This window comes from Agrobacterium sp. 16-172Ci, from assembly GCF_053522725.1.
In genome coordinates this window covers 17,861-32,001 of sequence record NZ_JBNWBW010000016.1, presented here as the reverse complement: position 1 = coordinate 32,001, position 14,141 = coordinate 17,861, and the positions used below count along the sequence as shown (strand labels likewise).

General features: G+C 54.6%; 12 protein-coding genes. 4 read left to right on the top strand and 8 right to left on the bottom strand.

Features of this window, described 5'->3' with window-relative positions; genetic code table 11:
• Positions 1-266: 266 nt before the first annotated feature.
• The gene (gene ipt, locus ACQZ40_RS15180; protein WP_065657522.1) at positions 267-986 is read left to right on the top strand and encodes an adenylate dimethylallyltransferase Ipt; all 720 of its coding nucleotides are present in this window, start codon (positions 267-269) and stop codon (positions 984-986) included.
• Between the two features lie 499 nt (positions 987-1,485).
• Here ipt and ACQZ40_RS15175 read toward each other — a convergent pair whose 3' ends face one another.
• Positions 1,486-2,106 carry a RolB family protein gene (locus ACQZ40_RS15175; RefSeq protein WP_174000895.1) on the bottom strand — a complete coding sequence of 207 codons (621 nt, stop codon included), beginning with the start codon at positions 2,104-2,106 and terminating at the stop codon, positions 1,486-1,488.
• A gap of 105 nt (positions 2,107-2,211) precedes the next feature.
• Between ACQZ40_RS15175 and ACQZ40_RS15170 the strand changes: the two genes are divergently transcribed.
• Positions 2,212-2,499 (top strand): hypothetical protein, encoded by a 288-nt coding sequence (locus ACQZ40_RS15170; RefSeq protein WP_139103023.1) that lies wholly within the window; start codon positions 2,212-2,214, stop codon positions 2,497-2,499.
• A 33-nt stretch (positions 2,500-2,532) separates the two neighbouring features.
• Positions 2,533-3,228, top strand: a complete 696-nt coding sequence (locus ACQZ40_RS15165) for a RolB family protein (protein WP_081307296.1) — start codon at positions 2,533-2,535, stop codon at positions 3,226-3,228.
• A gap of 424 nt (positions 3,229-3,652) precedes the next feature.
• Here ACQZ40_RS15165 and nos read toward each other — a convergent pair whose 3' ends face one another.
• The 7 genes from nos to ACQZ40_RS15130 all read right to left on the bottom strand — a co-directional run bounded on the left by nos (position 3,653) and on the right by ACQZ40_RS15130 (position 11,494).
• A complete protein-coding gene (gene nos / locus ACQZ40_RS15160; RefSeq protein ID WP_045231695.1) occupies positions 3,653-4,891 on the bottom strand; it encodes a D-nopaline dehydrogenase in 1,239 nt (412 codons plus the stop codon).
• A 505-nt stretch (positions 4,892-5,396) separates the two neighbouring features.
• Positions 5,397-6,461 carry an ornithine cyclodeaminase gene (locus ACQZ40_RS15155; RefSeq protein ID WP_045231694.1) on the bottom strand — a complete coding sequence of 355 codons (1,065 nt, stop codon included), beginning with the start codon at positions 6,459-6,461 and terminating at the stop codon, positions 5,397-5,399.
• 47 nt (positions 6,462-6,508) lie between these two features.
• A complete protein-coding gene (locus ACQZ40_RS15150) occupies positions 6,509-7,591 on the bottom strand; it encodes an NAD/NADP octopine/nopaline dehydrogenase family protein (RefSeq protein ID WP_065657525.1) in 1,083 nt (360 codons plus the stop codon).
• A gap of 75 nt (positions 7,592-7,666) precedes the next feature.
• Positions 7,667-8,623 carry an arginase gene (gene rocF / locus ACQZ40_RS15145; protein ID WP_081307297.1) on the bottom strand — a complete coding sequence of 319 codons (957 nt, stop codon included), beginning with the start codon at positions 8,621-8,623 and terminating at the stop codon, positions 7,667-7,669.
• Positions 8,624-8,670: 47 nt separating this feature from the next.
• Positions 8,671-10,089: an FAD/NAD(P)-dependent oxidoreductase gene (locus tag ACQZ40_RS15140; RefSeq protein ID WP_065657526.1), complete on the bottom strand. Its 1,419-nt coding sequence runs from the start codon at positions 10,087-10,089 to the stop codon at positions 8,671-8,673.
• On the bottom strand, positions 10,086-10,379 hold the full coding sequence (locus ACQZ40_RS15135; protein WP_065657527.1) for a (2Fe-2S)-binding protein: 294 nt from the start codon (positions 10,377-10,379) through the stop codon (positions 10,086-10,088). The genes ACQZ40_RS15140 and ACQZ40_RS15135 overlap by 4 nt, the downstream gene beginning before the upstream one ends.
• Positions 10,376-11,494, bottom strand: a complete 1,119-nt coding sequence (locus tag ACQZ40_RS15130; protein WP_065657528.1) for an NAD(P)/FAD-dependent oxidoreductase — start codon at positions 11,492-11,494, stop codon at positions 10,376-10,378. The genes ACQZ40_RS15135 and ACQZ40_RS15130 overlap by 4 nt, the downstream gene beginning before the upstream one ends.
• Before the next feature lie 609 nt (positions 11,495-12,103).
• On the opposite strand from ACQZ40_RS15130, the gene ACQZ40_RS15125 reads away from it, so the two are divergent.
• The gene (locus ACQZ40_RS15125) at positions 12,104-14,140 is read left to right on the top strand and encodes a hydantoinase/oxoprolinase family protein (protein ID WP_065657529.1); all 2,037 of its coding nucleotides are present in this window, start codon (positions 12,104-12,106) and stop codon (positions 14,138-14,140) included.
• The last annotated feature ends 1 nt before the right edge of the window (position 14,141 follow it).

Here is a 14,141-nt window from a genome sequence, read left to right as displayed (position 1 = left end):
CCTCAAGTGGCATGAATAGCTGCCTCTATAGTGCTGATTTAGTCAGCCTTATTTTGACTTAAAGGCGCCTTCGTTGGTGACAAATTGCTTTCAAGGAAACAGCCGTGCCCCACACTTTGTTGAAAAACAAGTTGCCCTTTGGAGAGACGCTAAAGCCATTTGCTCTTCAATAAGGAATCTCGAGGAAGACAATATAACAGCCTGTGATGATACACTTCTCGAACCCAAAAAATATCAATTTGTATTCAAGATATCGCAAAACACTTATGGATCTCCGTCTAATTTTCGGTCCAACTTGTACAGGAAAGACATCGACCGCGATAGCTCTTGCCCAGCAAACCGGGCAGCCAGTCCTTTCTCTCGACCGGGTCCAATGCTGTCCTCAACTGTCAACCGGAAGCGGACGACCAACAGTGGAAGAACTGAAGGGCACGACCCGTCTATACCTTGATGAACAGCCTCTTGTGAAGGGTATCATCTCAGCCAAGCAAGCTCACGAGAGGCTGATCGCGGAGGTTTATAATAATGAGGCTCACGGTGGGCTTATTCTTGAGGGAGGATCTATCTCGTTGCTCAAGTGCATGGTGCAGAGCAGTTATTGGAGCAACGATTTTCGTTGGCGTATTATTCGCCACAAGTTAGCAGACGAGGAGACCTTCATGAAAGCGGCCAAGGCCAGAGTTAAGCAGATGTTGCACCCCGCTGCAGGCCTTTCTATCATCGAAGAGTTGGTTCATCTTTGGAATCAGCCTCAGCTGAGGCCCATACTGGAAGGGATTGATGGGTATCGATACGCCATGTTGTTTGCTAGCCAAAACCAGATCACACCCGATATGCTATTGCAGCTTGGCGCAGACATGGAGGATAAGTTGGTTCATGGGATCGCTCAGGAGTATCTCATCCATGCGCGCCGACAGGAACAGGAATTCCCTTCAATTAACGCAGTCGCTTTCGAAGGATTCGAGGGTCATCCGTTCGGAATGTAATAGGATCTCCTGGCGCCCTGGGGATTCGCTATGTTTGCGATTGGCAACGACGAACAGCCCTATCCGATGAAGACAAAAATCGCAGGACGAGTTGGTGGAAGGTATAGCCCAGGAGTATCTCAGCTATGCTCGCCTGCAGCATCGCCGCTACGCAATGCCAAAGATAGATCTATCTTTGCATAATAAAATACGATTAAGTATATTATGGAATGTTCGATTGGTATTTGTAGATGTTTTATTTTTCATGGGCGTGTTTCATTTTGTATTGTATTTTCATAGTTTTGAAGCGAGACGTTTCATAAATAAAATTACGCACGACTAATAATAGTAATAATAATATGTGTTTGGGCCACAATTGCTGTATTTAGACCATATTAATTGCATTGCGAGAGACGAAAATGACGAATTTTATTTCGGTACTGGATGATATTAGAAACATGAAAAACAAAAAGATTCAAAGTACGCGTTGATAGATTAAGTTTTCTGGTAACCGCGACACCTAACGTGTGAGATGGCACGATCCCAATGCGACAATGGGATAGTGAATGAGATCGGATAATTGGAACTCTCTCGTTTCCTCTTCCTCTTCCTCTTCCTCGTTTTCGATGCCTTCGTTATCCTCTCCTTCCTCAACATAATTACCTTGCCTGGCGTACCAACCATAACCTTGACCGCGGATTACATCAGTCCTGATCCGTATGAACAACTGGCTCATCAGGATCGCTAAAAAAAAGCCGTTTGTACTCGGACCGTGGTGGTAATTAACGAAGCCTCCTTGACCGCAACTCTGTTGCAAGATTGCGTTCATTTCTTGTGGATCCAATAGCCATGGGGGCATTGCGGTAGCTACTGTCCCGAAGGCCGGAGAGTTGGACGGTAATAGGCGATTGAGACCACACAATTGCGCTGTTACTTCATCGACGTAAACATAGGTGAGCCTCTGGTCTGAAAGGAGATACTCGTCATCGTACGCATTTGGGTTAACAACGGAGCGGTTAAAGTATACGAGTTGTGACAGGGTGGATCTGAAATCGGTACGACCCTGGCGCAAGTGTTGCCTCAACTCACTAACTCGTAGGATGCGTCTAAGATCGCGAACCTGCCAAGTAGGAACCGTCATTTCGTATATTGCCGATTTGCCGAGGGGCTGTGACAGAAATGGAGTGATGGTTCGTGTTCTTATAGTGAATGGGCAAGCGATTGTGGCCGACTCGATAGCATTTTCATGAGTGCACTTGGTAGCCTCGTCAGGCAATCAACGCGCAACAGTCGCCGCATGTGGAAATATTTCTCCAATCAGGCGCATTTTTCGCTAAATGTGTCATATTTTTTGTCTTTTTTGTCCCAAAGTCGTGGATTTGCAGAATGTGGCAAATTCTACGCCGAACTGCTTTTTGACATTTACGCCCCAACTTTTTCTTCGCTGGGCCACCGTCGGCACGAATTTCTTGTCTTTTTTAAAGAGCGCTTGGTGCAAATTTCAGATTTCAGAGAAGATATCTATTCCGTCTGAGGCAAGTTTCTACTTCTCAATTACAAGTTGGAAATGGAATACAATCGTCCAATGTTCCGACCGAGATACGTCAAATTTGTATCTGATTCATCGTTGGGAGATTTCCGTCTTAGGGAATCTAGGGACGCATATGTAGGGTTTATCAATAGTACATTAGCTAGTGCTCAGAAAGTGTTGGAGGAATCAATTCTAAAAACTAAGGTTTGCGCAGCCGACGGGAGGTTAGCGCATTTTTCTGAAGCGCCGTGTCTGCGGGGTCCTTCTTTTGACACCTTGTATTCAGTGCTTCCCGGCACTGATTTGTGGTACGTCTACGGTAGTTCCGACGAAATTCATCGGTTTGTGGAGTGCGGAAAATTTTTGTGCACTACGGCTTCCAGATTTGTCGCCTGTACTGAATCGCCTTACACCGACGGAGTGACATCCCAGACGATATGGAAATGGCACAACCAGATCTCACCTGGCTCTCGGCTTTCCCTGAAGGATGTGGAGGCGTTTTTCGCTTTCCTGCCGAATGTATCGTTTTTCAAGACGAACTATTCACTTCTCGAAATCCATGGCATGCATCAGCGCAAGTTTCTTGCCCCAATCCCAGGTTCACGGTTTAGATGCGAAGTTGTCGCGTTTGGTGAGGCCTTTCCGCCGTCGCCTAAGCTCGTACCAGATGCGAAGATTGTCAGCGTTGAGAGGCTTTCTAAGTGGTCCTACGGTAGTTGTTTCCGGTGTTAGATTAGCGCAGAGTGTTGATTGTGAATGTGTATTGCTTTTCAAATATTAATGTTAACTGAATCTTGAGTGTGTTTTTAACGTTATATTATATCATGGGGTTTTTGTATTGTAATATAAAGTAATTCCGGATTGTGATAATTAGTAGTTAAGAATGTCTGTGTGAGGGGATTTCCTCTAGGAAAAATTTGATTTTATACGAAATTAACATCCTTTATTTTGTTGCTAGATTAATATAGAAAACATAAAAATAACAAAGTCGAAAGCACAAAAAACACACTTGATAAGAAAAATACGCGTTACATTTTACATAAATATGATAATTCAACAGAAATAATATTAGATGCATCGCAATACGGTGATAGGCGTGCGGACTTATGAACTTTATTACAAGAGGTTGGAACGAACTGCGTGGCGCACGTCTTCTTTACTTCATCATCTCATCCTTAACAAGTATGGTGGCACCAAAGCGGATCAAGTCTCCTGACCTGAAGTTACCAATCACGCTGGATGTTTTGTCAGTTGGCGGAAAGTTTGCCTTTCCCGCATGAATAATATTGATGAACGCGCGGGTGAGGGGCATCTCGATTTTGGTAATAGTTGCAATTGCCGCGATATCCTCCAATGAGCATAATTCCTCAGAAAAATAACGATGTTCCATGTTGTCAGGGCATGCATAATGCACGTTATGAGGTGATGGTGCGAGGCAATATTCCCTTAGGGTCGCATAATTAGTGCCATATTCATCATTGCATTCCTGCAAGAGAGAATTGAGATGCAACCCACACGCTTTGGCAACCTTCCGGCGCTCTTGGTCTACCTGCTCTTGAACATTGCAAACGTAAGTGTTGGATCCTTCACCATAAAAGAAAAAGTCCGTCTCGGCTCGTGGGGTTCGCTCGTCTAGTTCAAGAAGCCACTGCTCAGCTCTTTTGGTAAGGGAATTGACAGGGTCGCGCAATCTTCCGATGTTCATAACAGCGGCAATCGCATGAGTGATATAGTTGGAAAAGAACAGCACCTGCAATGGTGGGATGGGGATGATCCTAGCCGTAAATAGCTGGGCGAAGATGATCTTGATATCTTCGGGTAAATCGATGACGCCAACATCATTTCGATGAATTGGGAAACACGACAGTCCGAAAGAAGCTTTCATTTCCTTGATGTTGACCTTACATTTTTTTTTATCCGATAGCTTAGACGTTGTGGGCGAATTATCCGTCTCGAGTATTCGCTTGCATTGCAGCTGCCTCTCGTACTTCATGGAAAACCCATGGCCGCAGACGACGAGAATATCCTTTTCTGCGAGTTCACCGTTGAAGTTGGCTAGTTCACTGACGAAGCTGTCGTGAACGTCCGCACGGGTGACAATAATCAGTAGATGGCTGGAGCGAATAACTGCGAGCAGATCATCAGAGGCTGAGACCGTAAATGAACCGTTGATCACTCCCTCGGTGGTGACGACTCCTTCGTTGGCTTTGATTGCTGAGATCGATCCTGGATGATCCGCTGGTGCCCACAGAGCCGTGGAAACGTGCCGAGAGGCGAACCAAGCCGCTAATGCAGTCCCAGCGTGACCAGAACCGAGGACACCTACAGTCAAGGGAAGCGGATGATGACCTGCGGCTGGGACAGGTAGAGAAGTTGAGGATGAAGCGAGAGCCATTATCGAATATTTTGGTTGAGAGAGAATATGAGATATCTGATTGAGTTCCGAAAGGAATTTATGTCAAACGTCAGTTGCGTTGTGGCAAGAAACTCTTGCTGGCTGACAGTGACCTGAGGCGACTTTTGTACGCCCAACAGTGGTTTCTGACGTACGTGCTTAGCTCATTAAAACTCTAGCAGCCGGCGGCTGAGTGGCTCCTTCAACTTTAAAGTTCAATCCATCCCAAAATTAAAACGGCTTGTCCAACGTCATCGCCCCGGTCAATAGCGTGGCTGCCTTAAATTTTGCGCTCCTGATCGGTTTGTCCTTTTCCGTAATCAATTGTAAATATCCAGTGTTTGACAGGATATATTGGCGGGTAAACCTAAGAGAAAAGAGCATTTATTAGAATATTTGTATGTTTGTAAGAGCGTGAAAGACTCATTCGATCGTTCGTTTGTATGTGCAAGCCCCATAGAGCCCGTTCTAGATGCTCGACGGTCCACGCGCTATTGGCATCTCTTCAACTTCCCAAAGTTCGGAAAGCCTGACGACGCAGCAACATTCCAAAGAGATCTCGAGGCTCGTCCGGATCGGCTATTAGGTCGAGTGGGCTGCTGTGGCTTGATCCCTCAACGCGGTCGCGGACGTAGCGCAGCGCCGAAAAATCCTCGATCGCAAATCCGACGCTGTCGAAAAGCGTGATTTGCTTGTCGCTCTTTCGGCCGACGTCCTGGCCAGTCATTACGCGCCAAAGTTCCGTCACAGGATGATCTGGCGCGAGTTGCTGGATCTCGCCTTCAATCCGGGTCTGTGGCGGAAACTCCACGAAAATATCCGAACGCAGCAAGATATCGCGGTGCATCTCGGTCTTGCCTGGGCAGTCGCCGCCGACGCCGTTGATGTGGACGCCGGGCCCGATCATATTGTCGCTCAGGATCGTGGCGTTGTGCTTGTCGGCCGTCGCTGTCGTAATGATATCGGCACCTTCGACCGCCTGTTCCGCAGAGGTGCACGCCTCGATCTGAAACCCGAACCGCTGGAGATTGCGGCTGCAGCGAGCGGTTGCCTCCGGGTCGATATCGTAAAGCCGTATCCGATCGATATGGAGCAGCGCCTTGAAGGCGAGCGCCTGGAACTCGCTCTGGGCACCGTTGCCGATCAGCGCCATCGTGCGCGCATCTTTACGCGCCAGATATTTTGCCGCGATCGCGGAGGTTGCGGCCGTTCGCAAGGCCGTCAGGATTGTCATTTCCGACAGCAGCAGCGGATAGCCGCTATCGACATCGGAGAGCACGCCGAACGCGGTCACCGTCTGGCGTCCCGACTTCGTGTTTTTCGGGTGGCCGTTGACGTATTTAAAGCCGTAGAGGGTGCCGTCGCTCGTCGGCATGAGTTCAATCACGCCGTCCCGCGAATGCGAGGCGATGCGTGGAATCTTGTCGAAGCTTTCCCAGCGCCGGAAATCTTCTTCAATGTAGCCGGCCAGTTGAACAAGGAAGTTCTCGACCCCGGTGCTGACCACCAGGTCCATCATGTTCTCAACACTGATGAACGGAACGATGTTGAGGTTGGCAATTGCGGGCATCTTTTGGCCCCCTTCATTGGTTTGATAGACTGTCGGACGAGCCCGGATCACACGGGTTCGTCCGTGATCGCGTACCCGGCGATTACCCGTTTCCTGAGCGTGGGCAGATCGAGCGGGCCGAGGTCTGGAAGCAGGTCGTTTTCTTCGGAGAAGTCGCGTCCGTAGCAGGCGCTTAAGATCTGCACGCCGCTTTCATGCAAGGGTGCAGACAGGCCGGCTGCTTTTGCCAGATGCAGGGTCGGGATCAGACCGAAGGGAACGTCCTCGAGCACGTAGCGAGTATCAACGCTCTTTGGGCCTGCCGGGTCGCTTCCGCGCTCGACCAGGATCGACGATATTTCCGAAACGGATTGGCCGGATATGTCGAACGACAATCGGAAGTGATCGAAGGTGGATCGGACCGTCTTGCCGAAGGCGGAAGCGATTGCCAGCCTCTCCAGATCGAGCGCCTCAAGGAAGCGGCCGACGGCAGGCGTGACGTTGGTGTTCTGACCCCATTCCTCAGCTCGCTCGATACGTGACAGATTGCACAGCGCGATGCCCATATGGTCCTGGGGATTGAGATTGCTCAATGCGATCGTGAGGATATCGTCCTTCACGTCGAAGCGATCACCGAACAGAGCGACACAGGTTTCGTGCGCCCGTCCTGCGAAACGTTCCGGCACGGTCGCCATATCGACCTTTGCCCGGATGGCGCCGATGTTGAACGTATCCGCCTCCCGCAGCTTGCATGTCAGCACAGTTGTGCTCCATGCCGTGATTGGGATCTCGATTCCACGCTCGGCCAACCCTTTGGCGAGGTAGAGCGCCGCAAAGGAAAGATGGGCGCTGATGATCACCGAATGACGTGCGCTGAGGTGCGGCAGAAGAGCGTCGAGAACAAAGCGGTGACCATAGGCGGGCAGCGCCAGCACGATCACATCGGCTTCGGCCAATTCCTGGGCGTTCGTGCAGATATGCGGGTGGAACTCCGTGATGATCGCACCCGTGATCTTCACCGGTGCGCCGGCAGAGAAAGCAGCAGTTCTTTCGCGTGAACGCGACCAGATCAATGGCTCATGTCCATTCTGCAAGAGGAACGCCGCATACCCAATGCCGATCGATCCTGCTCCGGCGATTCCAACCTTCATCTTCTTCCTCCTGGTTTCGAAGGGTTGTCTCAATGCGAGAGGCAAACCTCGATCGCACCGGGCCACACCCGGTGGTCAAAATGCTGTTGTCACCCGGTCGAACACGCGCCGGCCGAACAGGCTCGCGGCAAGATCGGTCATCAGTCGGGCCGTGCGCCCTCGCTCGTCCAGAAACGGATTGAGCTCCGCAAGGTCGAGCGAGGTGACGAGACCGCTGTCATGGAGCATCTCCATGATGAGGTGTGCCTCTCGGAAAGTCGCCCCGCCCGGAACCGTGGTGCCCACCGCCGGCGCAATCCCGGGATCGAGGAAGTCGACGTCGAGGCTGACGTGCAATCTGCCCTTGGCCCTGCTCACGCGGTCAAGAAAGACGCCCAGCGGGCGTATGACCCCTTGCTCGTCCAGAACCCGCGTGTCGGAGACTTCGATACCGATCTCGGCAACCCGGCGCCTTTCTTCCGGGTCGACCGAGCGAATTCCCATCATGGATACGTTGCGGGGATCCACACGCGCGGCCAGCGGCGGTAGTCCTTCGAAGCCAGGCTGGCCCGTATAGTAGGCGACCGGCGTGCCATGAAGATTGCCGCTTGCAGTCGTGTGTAGGGTATGCAGGTCTGGGTGCGCGTCCAGCCAGAGGACGAATTGCTCCCTGCCGAGTTCGGCCGCTCGTTCGGCCTCCCCGGAAACGGTACCGGCAGACATTGAGTGATCGCCGCCGAGAAAAACCGGAAGATCGCAGCTGCGGGCCATCTCCAGCGCCTTTTTGGAGAGACTGCGCGTCCATCCCACCAGAGCATCGAGGTTCTTCACCGCGGAATTGGTGTGACTGATTTCGGGCTCCGCCGTCGGCGTCGCATCTCCGAGATCAGTGACGGCCCAGCCCAGTTCCGTCAAAGCTCGCGACAAGCCGGCAGTCCGAAACGCATCAGGCCCCATCAGGCATCCGGGTTGGGATGCGCCGCTTTGAACGGGGGCTCCCGGGATTTGGCACGTCTTCAACTCATTCTCCTTGCGACGCCGCGAGGCGTTCATTTCTTGACTGCAACTTTAGACACCACGCTGTGGCGATGGCCGAACGATCACTCATGTGTCGACGCTGAAATGACTTCCTCGGCCTGCTGAGCTGCCAGCATCGACACCGTTAATGGAACGAAGGGAGGCCGCGGATTGAACAGGCCGACCTCGCCGGCGGTCAGCCCGGCGACTGACTTCACCAGTTCGTGCACCGGGTAGCCGCACTGCCTTCCCTGACAGGGACCCATGCCCGCGCGGGTAAAACTCTTCAGCTGGTTGGGGCCTCGGCAAGCGGCACGGACAGCAGCTTCCCTCAACATGCCCGCGCTCAACTCCTCGCACCGGCAGACGATCGTTTCGTCGTCCGGCGGGGTCCGCGCAATATTCGGCGGGTAGGCCCCATCCAGAAATCGCCGGAACGACTTTTGCCGGCCATGCTGTGCTCTCAGCGGTTTTGCCTCGGTATCCGCCTGAGCGGCCGTCAGGGCGCCGTCACGAAGAAGGACGCCGATCGCGGCGATCTCTCCTTCGATCTCGGCATTGACGGCGCCTCCGATCCGCGCACCGTCCCCGGCTATGTACAGTCCGTCCGGACCTGCGTTCATCCACTCGTCGCGCTCAAGCCGGAACGCTGACTGGCCGACATCCCACATCAGTTGCGCGCCGACCGACACAGCCAACTGATGGCTTGGCACCAGCCCCTCGTGAACAAGAAGGGATTTGACCTCCAATCTGTCGGACCTTCCGTTTGAAGTTTCGAACCGTACAGTTTCCAGTCGTCCGCTTCCTTTGGCGCTGATTTTGACCACGTTGCGTACGTGCCGAACGCCACTGAACTGCGGTAACCAGGCAATCCCTTTCAGGATTTGGCCAGGCTCCTGCAGTGCTCCGCGAAAACCGCGCAGCGAACGGCTGATGAGACCCCGAGGGGTCGTATCGAGATAAGCGACCGGCTTTGAGCCCGCGAGCCGCATCTGCTGCATATATAGCAGCGGGAGAGGCCCGCTGCCGATGACGGCAACGGGGCCTCTCGGCAACTGACCTGCCGTTTTCAACAGGATCTGTGCGGCGCCGACCGTCATGACGCCGGGTAGCGTCCAGCCGGTGAACGGAACCGGGCGTTCCTGTGCGCCCGTAGCGAGCAAGAGATGCCGTCCCCTGACGGAGCGAATTTCTCCACCCCAGACGTATTCCACCGTCCAACCCTGGCTGAGCCTGTTTACCTGAGCATCCGGGATGTAGTCGGCGCCACAGGCCAGAAATGCTTCGACTTGCCGGACGCCGCGTCGATATTCCGCCCCCAGAACGTTTATGATTGGGCTCGTCGCGTTGCGGCCGGCATTGCGCCAGATCTGACCTCCAGGCTGTGATTGCGAATCCAGCAGGATGACGGACAGACCGCCGCGCACAGCGCGCCTCGCTGCGGCCATGCCAGCGGGGCCGGCTCCGACGATCAACAGGTCGGCGCTCGAATGATGGTTCATTTCAGCCTCTTCGGATGGTCATGGCGTTCGACCCTCATGCCGGCGTGAACCGTTTGCTGACAGCTTCGGATCGTGCCGATGTCTTCGACGTGCACGACACATTCGAAACAGACGCCCATCATGCAGTAGGGCGCCCTGGGCTGGGCGGAAGGAAAGGAGGTCCGCGTATGGATGTCGTCCAGACGCAGAAAGACGGCGGCCAGAGGCTCTCCATCGCGAGCGGTCACAAGACGACCGTCGACGGTGATTTCCACGGCTTGGCCGCAGGGAAAGAGAATTTCACTCGTCACGCCGCGATCCCCATCTTGAATCTGCTGCCGCGGAAAGCGTCGTAGGATGGCTCAATTCCACCGGCTGCCAACCATTCGGCAAAAGGACCTGCATGCAGAGCGGCAAGGGTTACGCCGGAATGGCATGCCACGACGTGGATACCTGGGTATCGCCGCGACCGATCGTAGACAGGCACCCCGTCCGGGGTCAGCACGCGTAGTCCCGCCCACTGCCGTATGACACGCAACGCGCCGACGTCAGGCATCACATTGATCGCGCGATTGGCGATATGACGTGCGCCGGCAGCTGTCACGTCGGTAGACCGGCCCACACGTTCATTCGTAACGCCGAGTTGAAACGTGCCCGTCATGGTCTGACGGATACCGCTGGCGGCGTAAGGGAAAACCGGGGCGACCCGTTCCGTGATGAGAAGCTGCCCCTTTTCCGGAACGAGCAGAAGCGGAAGGTCCAGGCTCTTGGCAAAAGCCATGGAGTCATTTCCCGCTGCAATAATCACCCGCTCCGCCTCTATCGTGAGGCCATCCGTCGCCAGTCGGAAGCCGCCAAGCGTGGGCGCGATGCTGTCGACGTGTTCGCCCGTCATCAAGGTTCCACCGAGGCGCACAAATCCGTCCAGCAGAGCGCGAAGGACCAGCAGAGGATTGACGTCACCGTCCATATGACTGAACGACGCTGAACACACCTTCGGCCCGAGACGGATGTCGGGAAGCATGCGCTCAACGCGCGAGCGCTCCAGCATCTCGAAGCGATAGTCAGGATGAATGGCAGCCATCTTCTCGCCGATCGCTTTTTCTTCTTCCGCCTGAGCTTCCGACACACAAAAGAGCAAACCACCGTTGCGGCGGTACTCCACGTCGACACCTGTCAGTTCTTTCAACTCGGATGCAAAACCTGGCCACAGCTCAGCGCTTTGCCGCGTGATGCGATGGTATTCAGGATATTCGTCGCCCTTGCCCTGAACCCAGATCAGGCCGAAATTCGTTCGGGACGCACGCAGCGCATCGTCCGAGCCATCGATGATGATCACCCGGCGTCCCAACTTGGCTAACCCGTATCCAATTGCGGCGCCCACTACGCCGCCGCCAACAATGGCTGTCTCGAACTCGTGATCCATTTAACCTTCTCACAATACGAAGGCTTCTGTGCCCGGGCGAAACGTTCGATCCGTGGCCATTAGCCCCCAGTGAGCCAGACGCATCCTTCAATCCTCGTGCGGTCGGCTATACAGTGTGTCCAGCTGTCGCCGTTTGACGGCCAAGTTTTGAGGACCTTCTTTGCTTCGGTTTCATCAGTCTTGAACAGATGATCACCATGTGAAGCGGGTCGATTGCAGATCTGGCTATCTTGGAATTCTTGCCTTCCAGCTTAGGGATAAGGCGTTGCCGTCCATGCTACAAGGGCAGTAATAGGTATGCGGCGATGTTCAAATGTTATGAAGGCGGCACGGTCCTAGGGCCGTCGCGAGCCACAGGACGCGACCGGTTAATCTCAGTCACCTTCATCGCCCTCAGTTTCTATAAGCAGGCGAGTCTCATCCGTTCCGATTGATTGCCGTTGCCAATCAATCGGTGGGATATGCAAATTCTCCAAACGGAGTGAGCAGCGTATTCATCGCTGAAATATCGCGATGATCACTCCAGGACGGAGACAGGTTTCATGCAGATCAGAACAGATCGAAATACCCCGCAGGCCGACCAACTGAAGAAGCGAGGGTGAGCGGCAGATGCTTAGAATCGGCGTTGATATCGGTGGGACGTTCACAGATTTTTGCGGGTGGCGTGAAGGAGAGGACAGGATCGTCACTCTGAAGGTCCCTTCGACTCCTCCCGCTTTCGAAAACGGTTTCCGTGAGGGATTTGAAAAACTACTGGAACGGCTCGCGCCCGAGCCGGGCGAGGCAGCCCTCGTCATGCACGGCACCACGGTCAGCACGAATGCCGTAATCGAGCGAAAAGGGCCGAAGATCGCGTTCTTCGTAACGAAGGGATACAGGGATCTGCTCGAACTGCAGCGGATCGGCGTCCGCAACCCTCTGAACATGTTCGAGACCCGAACCAGGCCGCTGATCGATCGCGAAATGGTTTTCGAGGTCGAGGAACGATTGCTGCGCGGTGGCTTGGTTCGAACCTCGATCGACGAGGCCGCAGTCGAGGCACTTGCCCGTCGGGCAGCCGACGCAGGTGCTGCCGGCTATGCGGTCGCGCTGCTTCACAGCTACGCCAACCCGCAGCATGAAAAAGCGGTCGCGCGGGTTATCCGTAAAGCGGTCGGCGAGGATGCCGAAGTCAGTCTGTCCAGCGAGATCTGGCCGCGGATCGGAGAATACGAAAGAGCGATCGTCAGTGTGCTCAACGCTTTCGTGAAACGCCGGATGAACGAGTATATCGGTGCGGTCGAAACCTATGTGGCTGAACGGCTGCCGGGGTCGCAACTTTTCGTCACACGCTCGAACGGTGGTGCGATGGCCGCCAGTGAGGCGCGCAACTTCCCTGTGCATACGCTTCTGTCGGGTCCGGCGTCTGGCGTGACGGCTGTGCAATATCTCGGCCGCGCCTTGGGCGAACATAACATCCTCACCATGGACATGGGTGGCACCAGCACTGACATCTCGCTCGTGCGCGATGGCGAAGCTCTGACCTCGACTTCGGCCGAGGTGGGTGAGTTTCCGGTTGTCATGCCAGTTACCAGCATCGAGGCGATCGGCGCAGGCGGCGGTTCGGTCGTCACGATTGATGGCGGGGTGTTGCGTATCGGCCCGCGCAGTGCTGGGTCCTATCCTGGCCCTGCCTGCTTCAGCCGAGGCGGCACGGAACCCACGCTGACCGATGCCTTTTTACTTGCGGGCTATTTGCCTGAAGCCCTTCTTGGCGGCGATATGCAGCTCGATCGTCATGCCGCCGAACGCGCTATGGCGCCGATTGCGGAGACTCTCAAGACGGACGTGCTCAGCGCCGCGGAAATGTGCGTCACCGTCGCAAGCTCGAACATGGTGGCCGGTGTCTTGCCTTATCTCGCACGCCAGGGCGTCGATCCCGAAGATCTGACGGTGCTCGTTTACGGCGGAGCTGGCGCGATCCAGGGGCCGCTCCTTGCGGCCGAGATCGGCGTGAACCGCGTTCTTGTGCCGGCGACACCTTCCGTATTCTGTGCCCTCGGGGGCCTTGTCTCTGATTTGAGCAATGACGCGCTCGAAACCGTCCACGGCCTTGATATCGATGGTTCTCTCATCGCGAAGAAGTTTCAGGTCCTTCGCGAGCAGGGAGCCGAATGGTTATCGCGGCAGGCACCGCCGGAGCGTCTCGTGTCGAAAACGTTCGAGTGCTGGGCTGAGATGCGCTACGTCGGGCAGTCCTTCCAGGTTGACGTGCGGCTGCCGGATACGGCGATCGAAGCGCACGACATTGCCGCAATGCATGCCGCCTTCCACCAAGAGCACGAACGCATCTACAGCCATGCCGACAAAGCGGCGCCAGTCGAATTCGTCGACCTGCGCATGCGCGTGCGTGGATCGATGTCGATACCTCAGCCCACAACACCTGAAACGTCCGGGGCTGGCGGTGCGCTCAAAACGGTTCGTTCGATGCGCTTCCACAACAAACTCATTCCCGAGGTACGCGTCTTCGATCGCGCATCTCTCACCCCCAACGATGCGATCCAGGGGCCGGCTGTCATCGAGCAGCGTGATGCGACGATCGTCGTTCCGCCAGAGTTCGTTGCCCGCGTCGGAGCCTTTGGCGCAATCCTCATGACCCGGAGCTGAT